Raw genomic sequence first — 16,009 nt, 5'->3', positions numbered from 1 at the left:
ACGGCGGTCATGGCAGACATTCACATCGAGGAGTTCTATCGGGACACGGCCATCATCCTGGTGCAGCTGTACAACGCCTTCCCGCGTAAGGTCAGTCTTTACGTGGAAGACATCGCCGGGCCGGATTCACCCGATGAATTCGGCCTGCACAGTCGCCGTCATCGCGCCTGCTTCTCCACCATGCTCTGGCTGGCCGACGAGGGCCACATCCGCTATGACGACACCATTCACCAGGATGCCGTCGACCAGGTCGTGCTGACCCAACCCACGTTCACACGACTGAACGCGGCAGTCCGAACCGACCGCCTGCCCGACTCCCTGTCGGGCACCTACCCGGAAGATACCGACGGCCTGCCGCCTGCCGTTCAGGCCGACCTGGCGACCAACATCCACCTGATCCGGGTGGCCCTCAAGAACGGCAATTCTTCGCTGATTGCCGATACCATCCAGACGGTGTTGTTTTCTGCAGGCTGATGCTTCGCTTTTCGCATCCTCGAGAAAACTATTTACGCGCCAGCCGGTCAAACGGGAAAATTTGGGTCTGACCGAATGGAGGTTAATTCTCTGTCATTCTATTGAAGGCCCGTCAGCCTGACCCGATATACTCCAAACCGGGGGCTTGTGGAGACAACCGCACCGGCGGTGCTCTCCGGAATCCCTCGCCCCACAACACCCGGGACAGCCCGGGCTATTGATTGGGGGTAAGGAGCCTCTGATGAGCTCCTCAACACTGGAGAATGGAGAACGATGAGAATCCTCTTGTTCCTGGCCACCAACCTGGCCGTGATCTTTGTTGCCAGCATTACGCTGAAGCTGCTCGGCGTGGACTCGTACCTGGCGCAGAATGGCATCGCCTACGGCAACCTGCTGATTTTTGCCGCGGTCTTCGGCTTCGCCGGCTCCATCATTTCATTGCTGATCTCCAAGCGCATGGCGCTGTGGAGTACTCGGGCCCAGATCATCGAGCAGCCCCGCACCCCGGCGGAACGCTGGCTGGTGGACACGGTGGCCGAACTGGCCCAACAGGCCGGCATCAAGATGCCGGATGTGGCGATTTTCCCGGCGCAGCAATCCAACGCCTTCGCGACGGGCTGGAACAAGAACGACGCGCTGGTCGCGGTCAGTCAGGGGTTGCTGCAACGCTTCGACAAGGATCAGATTCGCGCGGTGCTGGGTCATGAAATCGGCCACGTTGCGAATGGCGACATGGTGACCCTGGCGCTGATCCAGGGCGTGGTGAACACCTTTGTGATTTTTGCCGCGCGAGTCATCGGGTCCATCGTTGACCGGGTGGTTCTGCGCAATGAAAACGGCCACGGCATCGGCTTCTTTGTGGTCAGCATGATCGCCGAAGTGATCCTCGGTATCCTGGCGAGCACCATCGTGTTCTGGTTCTCCCGCCGCCGCGAATTCCGGGCGGATATTGCCGGCGCCCAACTGGCCGGCACCGGCGCCATGATCAGCGCCCTCAACCATCTGCGCCGGGAAAGCGAGATGCCGGATCAAATGCCGGATTCCCTCCAGGCGTTTGGCATCAATCGCGGCGCCCGGGGCGGCCTGGCGGCCCTGTTCATGACCCACCCCCCACTGGAAGAACGGATCGCGGCGCTGCAAAAGCTCGGCTCCTGATCGCCACGGAGCCAGCGAGACATGCGGGGCATCTGCGGATGCCCCCATGCCCCACCTTCGTACTATGGCCGTCCGGCCGGATCGCTGTCACACTGAGTGAAGAGTGCAGGTAATGGGCACGGCATCTCGGGAACAGGTTCACGCATCGACTGTCATCTTCGCGACATAATCGATCGGTAGCCTGAAATCGACACGCAAGCCAGAGGGCAAGGAATCGCCCGGGACTGACGCACGACTCCCAAAGGGGAACAGCAGACGTCCATAATCGCCTAACCAAAGCCAAAGAGAGAGGCCGGAATCGTGACAGAGCAGCAACCGACCGCAGAAAGCTGGATGAATGGCGCAGCCATCATTCTTTCCGATGGCCGGGAAATCCCCATCACCGACACCATGGTGCGGGATTCACTGGAAAAACTGGCTCACGACAATGAATCGGCGGAACAGAACGCCCGCGAAATGAAAAAAGCCGCCGGCTAAGGCGGCCCGGTCGCTCCCCGGACAGCACCAGGGGTGACGAACGCACAGATTAAACCTTGAGCTTGAACTCCAGCGCTTTGAACACTTGCTGGAGTTCTTTCGCGCCACCCTTCAGCTGTATCTTCGTACTCGAGAATTCCCGCCTTACCGGGTAGTCCCGACGCATGGCATCGAACGCCGCAGCGCGCTCCGCTTCCGGCAGCCTCAGCACCCGACGATAGCGAGCCGCATCACGACGGACGTCATAGCACGCACGAACGGCCAGATAGGCCGCTTCCAGAGCCGTGGCCGACGACGTAAACGACAGCTTGCTTAGCGCCGGATCCGCCATAAACTGCCCCGCCTGCTTGCGAGCCGGCAGCCCCAGGAAATGGCACAGGGAACGATAGATTATCTCGGTCCCCCCCACCTTGCCTTCCAGACTGTATCCGGCAATGTGGGGCGTCATCAGCCAAACCGCCCGGGCCAGATCCGGATTGACGTCCGGCTCGCCTTCCCACACATCCAGAACCACCTGGGGCGCGTCCTCGGCCTGAAGCCGTGACAACAACGCCTGGGCGTCCACAACACCGCCCCGGCTGGTGTTGATCAGTAATTGTCGACCGGTCAATGCCCGCAGTCGTTCCGCGTTCAGCAAATGATGCGTCGGATGATCGCCATCATGGGTCAATGGCGTGTGCAGTGTGACGACATCACAGGCCAGCACCTCAGCCAGATCGCTAAAGCCTTCATCGCCCTCGGCAGCCTGGCGTGGCGGGTCGCTGATTTTCACGGTAAAGCCCAGCCGGGTCAGGCGGCGGGCCAGGGCCCGGCCGACATTGCCAGCCCCAATCAGACCCACAGACAGGTTGGACCAGTCGTCCTCCCCGATCTCCTCGGCATACACCGACAGGACGCTGAGCACGTACTCGGCCACGCTGGCCGCATTGCAGCCGGGTGCGCTGGCAAAGGTAATGCCCTGCTCCGCCAGCCAGTCGACATCCACGTGATCGGTTCCGATGGTGGCCGTGCCGACGAACTTGACCCGACTGCCTTCCAGCAGCTTGCGATCCACCCGGGTGACGGAGCGAACCAGCAGGATGTCGGCATCGGCGACGTCCTTCGGTCCCATGTCCCGGCCGGACACCCGGCGAATGGACCCGATGTCCTCGAAGAACCGGTCCAGAAGGGGGATGTTCTCATCGGCGACGATCAGCATGACTTTTCCTAACTTCAGGCCCGACGCTGACGGCGTCCCTGGGGACGCCGCCCACCACCGCCACCGCCACTACGACGGCGGCGCGGCTGCACCGGCTGGGATAACGCAGCCATCAGGCTCTCTTCCGGGATCACGCATTCCAGTTTTTGACCAATATAGCTTTCTATGGCCGGCAGCGAGAAGGCGTCGTCCTCACTGGCGAAGCTGACCGAAACGCCGTGTTCGCCGGCACGCCCGGTACGGCCGATACGGTGAACGTAATCCTCCGCGTTTTCCGGCAGGTTGAAGTTGAACACGTGGGTGACGCCGCTGACGTGAATACCCCGGCCAGCCACATCCGTGGCCACCAGCGCCTTGATCGAGCCTTCCTTGAACTTGTCGAGGGTCCGCAGGCGCTTGTTCTGGGCGATCTCACCGGAGAGCAGCGCCGTGCTGATGCCCTGGTGTCGCAGATCGGATTCGAGATCGCGGCACTGATCCCGGCGGTTGGCAAAGATAATCGCCTTGCTGACTTCCGGTCGCTGCAGGTAATTGGCCAGAACCTTGAGCTTGTCGTCTTCCCCTACCATGTAGACCGTCTGCTCAACCCGCTCGGCCGTTTTCTGCTCCGGCTCGATTTCCACGAACTCGGCGGACTGGGTCCACATGGACGCGAGGTTCAGCACATCCTGGTTGAAGGTGGCACTGAACAGCAGCGTCTGACGTTCTTCCTTGGGCGTGCATTTGCGGATGATCCGCTTCACGTCCGGGATGAAGCCCATGTCCAGCATGCGGTCGGCTTCGTCGATGATCAGCATGTCCAGTTGATCGAGGAACACGTCCTGGGAACCCAGGAAATCGATCAGACGTCCGGGCGTCGCCACCAGGATATCGACCACGTCGTTGCGCAGCTGATCCCGCTGCTTGTCGTAGTTCATGCCACCGAGCACGGTGACCACATTGTGGCCGGTGTGGGCGCAGAGCTCTTCGGCGTCCTTGGCGATCTGAAGGGCCAACTCCCGGGTCGGCGCCAGCGCCAGAATCCGGGGTTCGGAGGCGTAACGCTCCTCAAACGGGATCGGCGACTGCAACAACCGCTGGATGGCCGTGATCAGGAACGCGGCGGTTTTACCGGTCCCGGTCTGGGCCTGGCCGATCAGGTCGTGGCCGGCCAGCGTCAGCGGCAGGGTTTCCGCCTGGATCGGCGTACAGAATTCGAAACCGATACCGGCGATCGCCTTTTGCAGGGTCTTGTCCAGCTCGAAATCGGTAAAGCGGGTGCTTCGTTCATCGACGGGTACTTCAGGTGTATTCAACGGGTCCTCCCGAACTATCGGATGGCCAGACGATTCACGCCGGACCGAAAATGCATTATACCGCCGACCGCTTCCGGTCCGACGTAAAAAGGTGCGTTCCAAAAACCGCTTGCCGGTTATAGAAAGTCAGCAGCGCATCCAGGAACAGCCGGCCGCGGGGCGGCAGGCTGTCCGCTTCCAGATAACGACGGGCCTGGCGGGCCACGTTATCGCGAAACGCCGCCTCATCGCTGGCGCCACCACCGGACAGGTTGTCGACGCTGATGTTGAACGGTGCGCCGGTCGCTTCGGAAAAAAGCCATTCCAATGCCTGGGGTTTGATTTCCACCGACTCGAATGCGGCCTGCTGTTCCCCGGTGCGGCCGTCCGGACAATACCAGTAGCCATAATCATAAAGCTGACGGCGCCGCTCACCGGCGATACACCAGTGACTGATCTCGTGCAGGGCGCTGGCGAAATAGCCGTGGGCAAAAACGACACGGTGGCAACCTGCTTCATCACTGGCCGGGATATACTCCGGTTCGTCGTCTCCACGTACGAGGATGGTCCGCCACCGCTCCCGGAAGAGATCGTTGAACAGCATTATCAGGTCATCTGGATGGTGTTTCATGCGTGCGCTATTGTGCGTGTTTCGTCCACTTAATACCAGCATCCCGGACGCTCCGGGCACAATGGACGCGGGCTGCCGAACTTTCTGGTAACATCCCGCTCCAAGAAAGCGTTCCGTAAGAGCCCGATCAGCCGCCTTACCCGGCGGCATTCCGACTGCGAAGGATCCCTCTTTGTCGTACCTATTCGGCCATCGTTCATCCCCGTCCATCGCCGGTGCCCTGCGTCGCCTGGGGCTGACGCTCGCCTTCTGCCTGGGGCTCGCGGGATATGCCGGCCACGCGCTTGCCTTCAATATCGAATCGGCCGCGAGCGGAAGCGGCCAGGCCCTTGGCGAGTTCCTGCCAGTGGACGAAGCGCTGCCGTTCAGCTCGGGGCTGACCGACAACGGCGTCGAACTGACCTGGAACATTGCCCCCGAACATTACCTCTATCGCGACCGGATCAAGATCGTTGCCACCGATGCGGACGTTCAGGTGGGCACTCCGCAATTTTCCCAGGGCGGCCATACCAAGGACGATCCCTATTTCGGCAAGGTAACGGTCTTTACCGATCCGGTGAATGCCACCGTACCGGTGACGCTGCCCGACGGCCTGGACGAAACCACCCTCAAGGTCACCTATCAGGGCTGCGCCGATGCAGGCCTGTGCTATCCACCGCAGACTCGCGACGTCCTGTTCATGGCATCGGCCGGCGCCGGTGCGACCGCAACCGTCAATACGGCAGACCGCCCCCCGGCACCCCCCGCGGCAAATACCGAGACCGCCGCCGGCATCGCCGCGCTGTTGCAACAGCAATCCCTGCTGACGATTACCGGCCTTTTCCTGTTGCTGGGACTGGGGCTGACGTTCACGCCCTGTGTACTGCCCATGATCCCCATTATCTCGGCGCTGGTCGCCAACAGTCAGAGCCGGACACCGCAAGCCCTGGCGCTCGCCATCAGCTATGTCCTGGGTATGGCGCTGACCTACGCCGCAGCCGGCGTGCTGACCGGGCTGCTCGGCGCCAGTTTTAACCTGCAGGCCCAGCTGCAATCGCCGGTCGTCCTGATCACGTTCGCCACTCTGTTCACGCTGTTCGCCCTGTCCATGTTCGGGCTCTTCGAGCTGCGCCTCCCGCAGGCGCTGACCGACCGGCTCACGGCCACCTCCAGCCGACTCAGCGGCGGCCACCTGATCTCGGTGTTCGGTATTGGCGCCCTGTCCGCACTGATTGTGTCACCCTGCGTTTCTGCGCCGCTGGCGGGCAGTCTGCTCTATATCAGCACCACTCAGGACGCCGTCCTGGGCGGTCTGGCGCTACTGGCTCTGGGCCTGGGCATGGGCATTCCGCTGATCATCGTGGCGGTCGGCGGGCGTAAGCTGCTGCCGAGCACCGGAGCCTGGATGAACACGGTAAAGGCCTTCTATGGCGTACTCCTTTTGGCGGTGGCCATCTGGCTCATGGAACGCCTTTTGCCAGGCTGGATCACATTGATCCTGTGGGGCCTGCTGGCGGCCGTGACCGGCGTTCAACTGGGCGCGTTCGAGCGGGCCGAGGCGGGCTGGCAACGCACCTGGAAAGGACTGGGGCTGGTCCTGTTCGCCTATGCGATTGTCCTGCTTGGCGGCGGCCTGGCCGGCGCCAGTGACCCACTACGCCCGCTTGCGCCCTTTACCGCCAGCGAGCCGGTGGCTGTCGCCAACGCTTCCCACGCTGGCGCGTCCGATTCGCCCTTCCAACGTACCCGCTCCACCCGGGACCTCAAGGCCGCCCTGGCCTCCGCGGCTCAGGCGGGCAAGCCGGTCATGCTCGATTTCTATGCCGACTGGTGCATCAGCTGCAAGGTGATGGAGCGTAACGTGTTCAGTGACCCACAGGTCCAGGCCGCTATGGCGCCGATGACCCTGCTGCAAATCGACGTCACCGACAATACGCCGGAACAGCAGGCCCTGCTCGACGAACTGAACCTGTTCGGCCCGCCGGCCATCCTGTTTTTCGACGCCAGCGGTGAGGAAATGACGGACGCCCGCGTCATGGGCGAGATGGACCGTACCGAGTTCCTGGCCCACCTGGAGAAAACCCGCAAGGGTCGAGCCCAGCTGTGACCGCCCTGCAACGGGGCGCCGCCTGCGTCATGGCCGGCGAGATGCTGCTCGCCATCATGGGCGCCATCATCAAACACCTGGCACCGGAACTGCCCAACGCGGAACTGGTTTTCCTGCGCAACGTCCTGGGTCTGGCGGTGATTACGCCGGTCATGCTCTATCGGGAGGGGATCGGCGGGTTACGGACGCGCCACCTTCGCTTTCATTTCATGCGCGCGGTGATCGGCGTCAGCGCCATGTACTGCTACTTCTTCAGCCTGCAGAAACTGGCCCTGACCGAAGCCGTGCTGCTGAAACTGACGGCGCCGTTTTTCATCCCGGTCATTGCCCTGCTCTGGCTGCGGGAAAGCACCTCGCGCACGATCTGGCTGACCATCGCCATCGGCTTTGCCGGCGTGCTGGTCATCCTCGATCCGGCCGCCGCTCGCCTGCAGGATTACCTCTTTGTCGCTGCGGGCCTGACCGGCGCCCTGCTCGGCGCCACGGCCAAAGTCACCATCCGGCGCATGGGCGTGGCGGAACCCAGCGGCCGTATCGTGTTCTATTTTGCCTTTTTCGGGTCGCTGGTAACGGCGCCGGCGGCCGTGGCTGTCTGGCAGCCGCCCAGCACCGCCATCTGGCTCTGGATGGCGGCACTGGCATTGTGCGCCACGCTCGCCCAGATGCTGATTACCACGGCCTACCGCATCGCGCCGGCAGGCCAGATCGGTCAGTTCACCTATTCGTCGGTCCTGTTTGCGGCACTACTGGGGTGGGTTTTCTTTCTGGAGCCGGTTACTGAATCACAGCTTTTGGGGTGCGTGCTGATTGTCGGCGCAGGGCTGTTCAACCTGCGCCAACGCCGGCCCATCGGTTAATCATTCGCCGCGTCGAATGTAGTACACGAATTCCGTCTCGGTGTGATGTTCCTTCACCAGCGTGTGATTGAGGAACTGACAGAAACGCGGCACGTCCCGGGTGGTTGACGGATCCGTCGCGACCACCCGCAGGATACCGTCGATGGGCACTTCCGCCATCCGGTTGTGCAGCATCATCACCGGCTCGGGGCACATCAGTCCCGTGGCGTCGAGTTCGAGGTCATAGGCCATATCCACCACAACAGCTTCTCCCAGCGCCGGTCAGAGGCGCTCTTATCGGTTCAGTGCTAGATTGAATTATAAGAACAACGCGTTGCGGAGGCTATGATGATCCGGGTGCTGATCGAGCGGCATATCGCCACCACGCTGGAAAGTGCCTATGAGAGGGAGTCCCGGCTGCTGTTGCAGCATGCCGTGAGCGTACCGGGGTTCATTTCCGGCGAGACGCTGGTGGACGCCAACGACATCCACCACCGCATGACGCTGTGCAACTGGCGCTCCATCACCGACTGGGACAACTGGTACCACTCGGACCAGCGCAAGGAAATGATGAACGAGCTGAACCTGATGATGGATCAGGAAGAGAAAGTCACCATTCTGCAGCAGTGCTGACCGCCCATACGCCGCTTCAGCTGAACCGCTCCACAAAGCAGGTGATTTCTTCCCGGTCGTGATACAGATGCCGGGCCTTCAGCCGGACGTCTACGCCCGTCGCGTCCAGCTTCTCCAGCAACCGCTCGCGACACACCAGCCATTCGTCGTAGCGTTTCTTCATCGGCAACTTCAGGTTAAAGACGCTGTACTTGCACAGACGGTGCCCCAGCCAATCCACCACCAATTCCGTAGTCCGGCGCGGCTTGTCGACGATGTCGCACACCATCCAGTCCACCGCTCGCTGCGGCCGCCACAAATAGCCGTCTGCGCGGACGTGTTCGACGTGGCCGCTGGCCATCAGGGCATCGTCCATCGGGCCGTTGTCCACCGCAGTCACCAGCATACCCTGGCGCACCAGTTGCCAGGTCCACCCTCCGGGCGCCGCGCCCAGATCCACCGCTTTCTTGCCGCCACCCAGGTAGTCCAGCCATTGCGACGGCGGGATGAAGACTTTCCAGGCTTCCTCCAGCTTCAACGCCGAACGGCTTGGCGCCGAGGCCGGCAGCCGCAGCCGCGGGATGCCACTGAGATAAACCGCCCGGTTATCAGCATGGCTGACGCCAATCATCATCCGGTCAAACGATGGCAGGAAAATTTCCAGCCTTCTGGGGTTGGCCTCATCCTCCACCAGGAATCCCGTCTCCCGTAATGCCCGGGACAGCGGCGAGGCCCATTTGCGACTGAACGCGCCCAGGTCGCGCTCGACATCTTCCGGTACGCGAATTTCCACGCGGGCCGACGGCGGCATGTGCGGCTGTTCACGCAGCGCCTCGAGGACCGCTCCCACGCGATCCGAAGACGGCAATGGCCGATCATCAATGACCTCGAACCAGTCTCGGGTAAACACCAGCGAGGCCATGCCCACCTGCTGCATCAGCGACCGTGCGTCACCACCATCCGCCACCACAAACAACACCTGGCCGGCGTTGGCTTCCGGCTGGAAATAGCCATAACGCCCGTGTTCGGCCGCCAGGTCGGTCAGTTCGCGGCCGGCTTCCGTTTCAAAACCGGGGCGGCAAAACAGCAGTACTTGCGCCATCGTACTCAGATCTCCTTCGACGTCGCCGGGCCGTCCATCCACGTGACGGTCTGCCGGGCGGCCTGTTCAATCAGCTCAGCTTGCGTGGTTCCGGTGGACTTTCGCGGCCGGAAGTCGTGTTCGCCGTCGTCCAGCCAGTGCAGCGTAACCGGCACATCACCCGCCAGATGCGCCTGAACTTCGTCCTGGCGGCCGAAAGGATCCCGGGTACCCTGGTTGATCAGCACCGGTACGGTAAAGTCGGTGAAGTGGTCCGTACGCCAGCGATCGGGCTTGCCTGGCGGGTGAAACGGATAGCCAAAGCAGGCGCAGCCGGCAATGCGGTCGTCTGCCCGGCTGGCCAGGACACTCGCAATCCGCCCGCCCATGGATTTGCCGCCGATATAGAACGGTCCGGACTCGCTTGCATAGCGGTCGATCATGGCACTGAACTCGTCTTCCAGCTTGTCGGCTTTGGGCGGCGGACGTTTCTTGCCGTCTTCCCGACGCTTCTGCATGTAACCGAATTCAAAGCGGACAACCCGGATTCCCTGCTCCGCCAGCGCCATGGCCAGCTGATCCATAAAGGGCGAATCCATCGGGGCGCCGGCACCATGGGCCAGCAGCAGGGTTCGGGCACCCTCGCCATCAATCATCACTTCCGCCATTGTCGATGTCCTGCCGTTAATGGGATGCGGCCCGACCGGGCCAGTGCTGGCGCGCATAGTAGCAGTCGCCGTGAGCAAACCCCAGTCAGCTGAATCATCGCCCCCCCCATGACCAGCCCGTCGCCCGTGGTCGACTGACAATCAGGGTACTACTAGAAGCCGTACGGAAGGATGACCTTGCGACGATCGACCCCATCCTCCCAAGTGCCTACTCATGCCCGCCTTTTGGCTTGATCCAGGTCATTGAAAAGCCACCATCCATTGACCATACTTGCATCGCCTAATTTTATTACTCGACATCCTCTGGTAGGGACACTATGAGTACAGCGACGCCTAACCTGACGTATAACTATAAGGTCGTGCGCCAATTCGCCATCATGACGGTGGTTTGGGGCATCATCGGCATGGGGATGGGCGTGCTCATTGCCTCTCAGCTGCGCTTTCCCTTTATGAACTTCGATCTGCCGTGGACCCACTTCGGCAGATTGCGCCCGCTCCATACCAACCTGGTGATTTTCGGTTTCGGCGGCTGCGCGCTGTTTGCAACGTCCTACTATGTGGTCCAGCGGACCTGCCAGGCCCGGCTATTCTCTGACGGTCTGGCTGCATTCACGTTCTGGGGCTGGCAGGCCATCCTGGTCGCCGCCTGCATTACGCTGCCCATGGGCCTGACCACCACCAAGGAATACGCGGAACTGGAGTGGCCCATCGATATCCTGATTGCCGTGGTCTGGGTAGCGTACGCGATGGTGTTTTTCGGCACGATCACCAAACGCCAGACCAAGCACATCTACGTGGCCAACTGGTTCTATGGTGCGTTCATTATCACGGTCGCGGTACTGCATATCGGCAATAATCTGGAGCTGCCGGTCAGTGCGTTCAAATCCTATTCCATTTACAGCGGCGTCACCGATGCCATGATGCAGTGGTGGTGGGGCCACAATGCGGTGGGCTTTTTCCTGACAGCCGGTTTCCTGGGGATGATGTACTACTTCGTGCCCAAGCAGGCGGAGCGGCCGGTGTATTCCTATCGCCTGTCCATCGTTCACTTCTGGGCCCTGATCGCCACCTACGTCTGGGCCGGCGGCCATCACCTGCATTACAGCGCCCTGCCGGACTGGGCCCAGACCGCGGGCATGATCATGTCCCTGATCCTGCTGGCCCCGAGCTGGGGCGGCATGATCAACGGGATGATGACCCTGTCGGGTGCCTGGCACAAACTGCGCACCGATCCGATCCTGCGCTTCCTGGTGGTGTCCCTGTCGTTCTACGGCATGTCCACGTTTGAAGGCCCGATGATGGCCATCAAGACAGTCAACGCCCTGTCCCACGATACCGACTGGACCATCGGTCACGTGCACTCCGGCGCCCTGGGCTGGGTGGCCATGATCAGTATCGGCGCGGTCTACCACCTGATCCCGCGGCTGTGGGGCATGACTCAGATGTACAGTGTGGGCCTGATCAACCTGCATTTCTGGCTGGCAACCATCGGCACAGTGCTCTACATCGTGGCCATGTGGGTCAACGGCATCATGCAGGGTCTGATGTGGCGCGCGGTCAATGCCGACGGCACCCTCACCTACAGTTTTGTGGAAGGCCTTGAAAACTCCAAACCCGGTTACCTGATTCGCCTGATCGGAGGGGGCATCTTCCTGATCGGCATGCTGGTCATGGCCTATAACGTGCGCATGACGATCCGGCAGAAGGATGCCGTCGCACTCGACAACAGCGCCGTCCAGGCCGCCTGAGGGAGAGAGGGATCACGATGAAGCACGAAGTTGTCGAGAAGAACATCGGCCTGATGGGGCTGCTGATCGTCCTGGTGATCAGTGGGGGCTTCCTGGTGGAAATCGTGCCGCTGTTCTTCCTCAAGGAAGTCAACGAGCCGGTGGCCGGACTGGAGCCGCTAACGCCGCTGGAAATGGAAGGCCGCGACATCTACATCCGCGAAGGGTGCCACGTCTGCCACACCCAGATGATCCGCCCATTCCGGGCCGAAACCGAGCGCTACGGCCATTACTCGGTGGCTGGCGAGTTTGTCTACGAGCACCCGTTCCTGTGGGGTTCGAAACGCACCGGCCCGGATCTGGCACGCGTCGGCGGCCGCTATTCCGACGCCTGGCACCGGGTCCACCTGAACAACCCCCGGGATGTAGTGCCGGAATCCAATATGCCCGCCTTCCCCTGGCTGTTTGAGCGCAAGCTGGATCCGGATGGCATCACGGCCAAGCTCAAGGCGTTCCAGACGTTCGGTGTTCCCTACAGCGACGAGGACATTGCGGCAGCGCCGGACCAGATTCGCGGCAAGTATGAAATCGAGGCGCTGGTGGCCTATCTCCAGCAGCTGGGCACGGTGATCTCAACCAAACGGTGATGGCGATGGATATCAACGATCTGCGCGGCATACACACGCTGCTGGTCCTGGTCGCCTTTATCGGGATCGTCTGGTGGGCTTACAGCGCACACCGCAGGAAATCCAACGATGAAGCGGCCAATCTCCCCTTTGCGGACGACGACATCGACCAGCGCACGCGGGAAAGGGAAAAGCGGACGGAGAATAAAGAATGAGCACCTTCTGGAGCCTATGGATCAGCGTGATCGTGCTCGCCACGGTTATCGGCTGCTGGTGGCTGTTGTGGGCGACCCGCAAGAGTCAGCCAACCGACAAGGAGACCGACCGCACCACCGGGCATTCGTTCGACGGCATCGAGGAATACGACAACCCGCTGCCGAAATGGTGGTTCCACCTGTTCACCGCCACCTGCGTGTTCTCTCTCATTTACCTGGCGTTGTACCCGGGCCTCGGCAATTTCGAAGGTCTGCTGGGCTGGACTCAGGAAAAGCAATGGCAGGAAGAGGTGCAACAGGCTGAGGCCCGCTATGGCGAACTCTACGCCAGGTACGGTGACGTCCCGATCCCCGAGCTGGCCAGGAACGACGATGCCCGCAAGATGGGGCAACGCCTGTTTTCCAACAATTGCGCGGTATGCCACGGTTCGGCAGCGCGGGGTGCCGTGGGCTTCCCCAACCTGACGGACGACGCCTGGATCTGGGGTGGCGATCCGGACCGGATCGTCGAAACCATCCACCAGGGCCGCGTGAACCAGATGCCGGCCAAGGGTCTGATGCCCAACATGAGCAACGATCAGGTGGAAGCCGTGGTCAACTATGTGCTCAGCTTCAGCGGCCGCGAGCGTGACCCGGCCCTGGCCAAGGAAGGCAAGCAGGTCTTCGCGCAGGCCTGCGCCGGGTGCCACGGCCAGGATGCCAAGGGGAATCCGATGGTGGGCGCCCCCAACCTGACCGACGACGACTGGCTCTACGGCAGCACTTACGACTGGATCAAGGAAACCGTCACCTACGGTCGCCAGAACCGGATGCCTCCTCAGGAAGGCCGGCTGAGCGACGACCAGATCCACATTCTTGCGGCCTATGTCTATGGCCTGTCGCACCGGGGCGAATGATGCCCCGCAGGCAATTTGCTGAACCCTGGGCCGGAATCCGGTCCAGGCGTGAAGAGAGCACCACATGAGAGGACTTGATGAGCAGTCAAATACCGGTCAAACAGGTTGACCCCGCGACTGACGCCTCCACCAACAAGAAAAAACCGGAAAACGTCGAGCTCTACGCCAGCCGCAAGAAGATTTACGTCAAAGCCGTCACAGGCCTCTACCAGCGTATTCGCTTTTTCAGCCTGTGGGGGCTGATGGGCATGTATTTCCTGTTCTGCTGGGTCCAGATCGGCGGAGAACCCCTGATTTACTTCAACCTGCCGGCCCGGGAATTCCACCTCTTCGGCACCACGTTCTTTCCCAAAGACTTCATCATGCTCTCAGGCATGCTGATTATCGCCGCCTTCGGCCTGTTTTTCATCACGACCCTGTTCGGTCGGGTCTGGTGCGGGTACACCTGCCCGCAAACCGTGTGGACGTTCATCTTCATGTGGGTGGAGGAGAAGGTCGAGGGATCGCGCAACAAGCGCATCAAGCTGGACCAGGCCCCTGGCGGCACGTCGAAATCCGTCAAGAAAGTCGTCAAACACGCCCTGTGGTTGTTGATCGCCTTTGCCACGGGCCTCACGTTCGTCGGCTACTTCTATCCGGTGCGGGAGCTGAGCATTGACCTGTTCACTCTGCAGGCCAACGGCTGGGCCTATTTCTGGGTGTTTTTCTTTACCGTCGCCACCTACACCAATGCCGGCTGGCTGCGGGAACAGGTCTGTCTCTACATGTGCCCCTATGCGCGCTTCCAGTCGGTGATGTTCGATGAAGACACCCGGGTGGTCTCCTACGACTACAACCGGGGCGAGCCGCGCGGCGGCCGTCGCAAGGACGCCAGCAAGACAGAACTCGGCCTCGGCGACTGCATTGACTGCGGCCAGTGCGTGCAGGTCTGCCCCACGGGCATCGATATCCGGGACGGGCTGCAGTACGAGTGCATCAACTGCGCCCTGTGCATCGACGCCTGCGACGAGATCATGGACAAGATGAACTACCCGCGCGGGCTGATCCGCTACACCACCGAACACGAGCTGGAAGGCAAGCCGTCGAAAATCCTTCGCCCCCGCACGTTCGGCTATGGTGCCGCGTTACTGCTGATGATTGGGGCACTGATCTTCACCCTGTTGACCCGGGTGCCGGTCCAGCTGGAAGTGATCCGCGACCGGGGCGCCCTGTTCAAGATGAACAACCGGGGCATGATCGAGAATTCCTACACCGTCAAGGTCCAGAACATGACGGAAGTACCGCAGGTCTTTATCCTGTCGGTATCCGGCCTGAATACCGCGCACATTATCGGTGACACGCAGCTGCAGGTAGCCGCCGGCGAGAACCTGTCACTGCCCACCGTTGTGGAAGTCAGCCCGGAGGCGCTGACGGACACCCACAACGACATCACCTTCAACATTCGTGCTGAAGGTGACGCGACGCTCGGCGCCCGCACCGAAAGCCGCTTCCTGGGCGCCCGGCGCTGACCTTCAACCGAGAGTGAGATCCGCCACCATGTCAGACGATGCGCTCAAGACACCCGGCCCCTGGTACAAGCAATTCTGGCTGTGGTTCGTGCTGGCGATTCCCGCCTTCACCATCGTCTTCTGCCTGTTCATGATTACCGTTGCCGTACGAACCCAGGGTTCCATGGTCAGCGACGACTATTACAAGGACGGACTGGCCATCAATATGGCATTGGCCAAGGACCACAAGGCCGCCGATATGGGCCTGGAAGGACACGTGACCTTCACCGACAAGGGCGCACGCCTAACGCTGACCCAAGACGGCCAGCCCGCCGGTTTCGACTTCCTGATCCTCAACCTGTCCCATCCGACCCTGGCCGAACGGGATCGGCGCCTGCAGTTCCAGCCTACGGGAGACGGCCACTACGAGGTTCGCCTGCCGCAGTCACTCGAAGGCCGCTGGTACCTGGATCTGCGCGGCCCGGACAACAGCTGGCGCCTGAAAGGCGAAGCCGCTCTGCCCAGTGATATCTCTCTGCCGCTCGAACCGGCACCCCAGGGGTAAG

General features: G+C 61.5%; 18 protein-coding genes. 12 read left to right on the top strand and 6 right to left on the bottom strand.

Annotation, left to right across the window (positions count from 1 at the left end):
* Positions 1 to 9: 9 nt before the first annotated feature.
* The 3 genes from JL474_RS02260 to JL474_RS02250 all read left to right on the top strand — a co-directional run bounded on the left by JL474_RS02260 (position 10) and on the right by JL474_RS02250 (position 2,106).
* A complete protein-coding gene (locus tag JL474_RS02260; RefSeq protein WP_203140767.1) occupies positions 10 to 474 on the top strand; it encodes a hypothetical protein in 465 nt (154 codons plus the stop codon).
* A gap of 273 nt (positions 475 to 747) precedes the next feature.
* Entirely contained in the window at positions 748 to 1,629 is an 882-nt protein-coding gene (gene htpX / locus JL474_RS02255) for a protease HtpX (protein ID WP_203140766.1), read from the top strand.
* 300 nt (positions 1,630 to 1,929) lie between these two features.
* Positions 1,930 to 2,106, top strand: coding sequence for a PA1571 family protein (locus JL474_RS02250; protein WP_203140765.1), 177 nt, complete (start codon positions 1,930 to 1,932; stop codon positions 2,104 to 2,106).
* A gap of 49 nt (positions 2,107 to 2,155) precedes the next feature.
* On the opposite strand, the gene pdxB is transcribed toward JL474_RS02250, so the two are convergent.
* Genes pdxB through JL474_RS02235 form a run of 3 tightly spaced genes read right to left on the bottom strand, consistent with a single transcriptional unit; the run spans position 2,156 to position 5,182 of the window.
* Positions 2,156 to 3,304 carry a 4-phosphoerythronate dehydrogenase PdxB gene (gene pdxB, locus JL474_RS02245; protein WP_203140764.1) on the bottom strand — a complete coding sequence of 383 codons (1,149 nt, stop codon included), beginning with the start codon at positions 3,302 to 3,304 and terminating at the stop codon, positions 2,156 to 2,158.
* Between the two features lie 14 nt (positions 3,305 to 3,318).
* Positions 3,319 to 4,599 carry a DEAD/DEAH box helicase gene (locus JL474_RS02240; RefSeq protein WP_203140763.1) on the bottom strand — a complete coding sequence of 427 codons (1,281 nt, stop codon included), beginning with the start codon at positions 4,597 to 4,599 and terminating at the stop codon, positions 3,319 to 3,321.
* Between the two features lie 55 nt (positions 4,600 to 4,654).
* Complete coding sequence (locus tag JL474_RS02235) at positions 4,655 to 5,182, bottom strand: elongation factor P hydroxylase (RefSeq protein ID WP_317848696.1); 528 nt, start codon at positions 5,180 to 5,182, stop codon at positions 4,655 to 4,657.
* 199 nt (positions 5,183 to 5,381) lie between these two features.
* On the opposite strand from JL474_RS02235, the gene dsbD reads away from it, so the two are divergent.
* A complete protein-coding gene (dsbD, locus tag JL474_RS02230; protein WP_407944033.1) occupies positions 5,382 to 7,295 on the top strand; it encodes a protein-disulfide reductase DsbD in 1,914 nt (637 codons plus the stop codon).
* Positions 7,292 to 8,152: a DMT family transporter gene (locus JL474_RS02225; protein WP_123633515.1), complete on the top strand. Its 861-nt coding sequence runs from the start codon at positions 7,292 to 7,294 to the stop codon at positions 8,150 to 8,152. The genes dsbD and JL474_RS02225 overlap by 4 nt, the downstream gene beginning before the upstream one ends.
* On the opposite strand, the gene tusA is transcribed toward JL474_RS02225, so the two are convergent.
* Entirely contained in the window at positions 8,153 to 8,383 is a 231-nt protein-coding gene (gene tusA / locus JL474_RS02220; RefSeq protein ID WP_190294817.1) for a sulfurtransferase TusA, read from the bottom strand.
* 96 nt (positions 8,384 to 8,479) lie between these two features.
* On the opposite strand from tusA, the gene JL474_RS02215 reads away from it, so the two are divergent.
* On the top strand, positions 8,480 to 8,764 hold the full coding sequence (locus JL474_RS02215) for an antibiotic biosynthesis monooxygenase family protein (protein WP_123633564.1): 285 nt from the start codon (positions 8,480 to 8,482) through the stop codon (positions 8,762 to 8,764).
* Positions 8,765 to 8,780: 16 nt separating this feature from the next.
* Here the strand turns inward: JL474_RS02215 and rlmM are convergent, their stop codons facing one another.
* Both rlmM and JL474_RS02205 read right to left on the bottom strand, forming a co-directional pair.
* A complete protein-coding gene (gene rlmM / locus JL474_RS02210) occupies positions 8,781 to 9,845 on the bottom strand; it encodes a 23S rRNA (cytidine(2498)-2'-O)-methyltransferase RlmM (protein WP_203140762.1) in 1,065 nt (354 codons plus the stop codon).
* A gap of 5 nt (positions 9,846 to 9,850) precedes the next feature.
* Entirely contained in the window at positions 9,851 to 10,492 is a 642-nt protein-coding gene (locus JL474_RS02205) for an alpha/beta fold hydrolase (protein WP_203140761.1), read from the bottom strand.
* Positions 10,493 to 10,809: 317 nt separating this feature from the next.
* Between JL474_RS02205 and ccoN the strand changes: the two genes are divergently transcribed.
* The 6 genes from ccoN (at position 10,810) to JL474_RS02175 (ending at position 16,008) form a co-directional block, all read left to right on the top strand.
* Complete coding sequence (ccoN, locus tag JL474_RS02200; RefSeq protein WP_123633519.1) at positions 10,810 to 12,240, top strand: cytochrome-c oxidase, cbb3-type subunit I; 1,431 nt, start codon at positions 10,810 to 10,812, stop codon at positions 12,238 to 12,240.
* Between the two features lie 17 nt (positions 12,241 to 12,257).
* A complete protein-coding gene (gene ccoO, locus JL474_RS02195) occupies positions 12,258 to 12,866 on the top strand; it encodes a cytochrome-c oxidase, cbb3-type subunit II (protein ID WP_123633520.1) in 609 nt (202 codons plus the stop codon).
* A 5-nt stretch (positions 12,867 to 12,871) separates the two neighbouring features.
* A complete protein-coding gene (locus JL474_RS02190; protein WP_203140760.1) occupies positions 12,872 to 13,060 on the top strand; it encodes a cbb3-type cytochrome oxidase subunit 3 in 189 nt (62 codons plus the stop codon).
* Positions 13,057 to 13,956, top strand: a complete 900-nt coding sequence (gene ccoP / locus JL474_RS02185) for a cytochrome-c oxidase, cbb3-type subunit III (protein ID WP_123633522.1) — start codon at positions 13,057 to 13,059, stop codon at positions 13,954 to 13,956. Before JL474_RS02190 ends, ccoP begins: the two co-directional genes overlap by 4 nt.
* Positions 13,957 to 14,033: 77 nt before the next feature.
* On the top strand, positions 14,034 to 15,464 hold the full coding sequence (gene ccoG / locus JL474_RS02180) for a cytochrome c oxidase accessory protein CcoG (RefSeq protein WP_203140759.1): 1,431 nt from the start codon (positions 14,034 to 14,036) through the stop codon (positions 15,462 to 15,464).
* A 28-nt stretch (positions 15,465 to 15,492) separates the two neighbouring features.
* A complete protein-coding gene (locus tag JL474_RS02175) occupies positions 15,493 to 16,008 on the top strand; it encodes a FixH family protein (protein WP_203140758.1) in 516 nt (171 codons plus the stop codon).
* Position 16,009: the final 1 nt, after the last annotated feature.

It is taken from the genome of Marinobacter mangrovi, assembly GCF_016798325.1.
Classification (GTDB): domain Bacteria; phylum Pseudomonadota; class Gammaproteobacteria; order Pseudomonadales; family Oleiphilaceae; genus Marinobacter_A; species Marinobacter_A mangrovi.
This window is presented reverse-complemented; position numbering and strand designations above follow the sequence as displayed.

Coding starts and splice junctions, on each gene's coding strand:
- JL474_RS02260 (WP_203140767.1), top strand. CDS start 10: ATGGCAGACATTCACATCGAGGAGTTCTATCGGGACACGGCCATCATC.
- htpX (WP_203140766.1), top strand. CDS start 748: ATGAGAATCCTCTTGTTCCTGGCCACCAACCTGGCCGTGATCTTTGTT.
- pdxB (WP_203140764.1), bottom strand. CDS start 3,304: ATGCTGATCGTCGCCGATGAGAACATCCCCCTTCTGGACCGGTTCTTC.
- JL474_RS02235 (WP_317848696.1), bottom strand. CDS start 5,182: ATGCTGTTCAACGATCTCTTCCGGGAGCGGTGGCGGACCATCCTCGTA.
- tusA (WP_190294817.1), bottom strand. CDS start 8,383: ATGGCCTATGACCTCGAACTCGACGCCACGGGACTGATGTGCCCCGAG.
- JL474_RS02215 (WP_123633564.1), top strand. CDS start 8,480: ATGATCCGGGTGCTGATCGAGCGGCATATCGCCACCACGCTGGAAAGT.
- rlmM (WP_203140762.1), bottom strand. CDS start 9,845: ATGGCGCAAGTACTGCTGTTTTGCCGCCCCGGTTTTGAAACGGAAGCC.
- JL474_RS02205 (WP_203140761.1), bottom strand. CDS start 10,492: ATGGCGGAAGTGATGATTGATGGCGAGGGTGCCCGAACCCTGCTGCTG.
- ccoN (WP_123633519.1), top strand. CDS start 10,810: ATGAGTACAGCGACGCCTAACCTGACGTATAACTATAAGGTCGTGCGC.
- ccoO (WP_123633520.1), top strand. CDS start 12,258: ATGAAGCACGAAGTTGTCGAGAAGAACATCGGCCTGATGGGGCTGCTG.
- JL474_RS02190 (WP_203140760.1), top strand. CDS start 12,872: ATGGATATCAACGATCTGCGCGGCATACACACGCTGCTGGTCCTGGTC.
- ccoP (WP_123633522.1), top strand. CDS start 13,057: ATGAGCACCTTCTGGAGCCTATGGATCAGCGTGATCGTGCTCGCCACG.
- ccoG (WP_203140759.1), top strand. CDS start 14,034: ATGAGCAGTCAAATACCGGTCAAACAGGTTGACCCCGCGACTGACGCC.
- JL474_RS02175 (WP_203140758.1), top strand. CDS start 15,493: ATGTCAGACGATGCGCTCAAGACACCCGGCCCCTGGTACAAGCAATTC.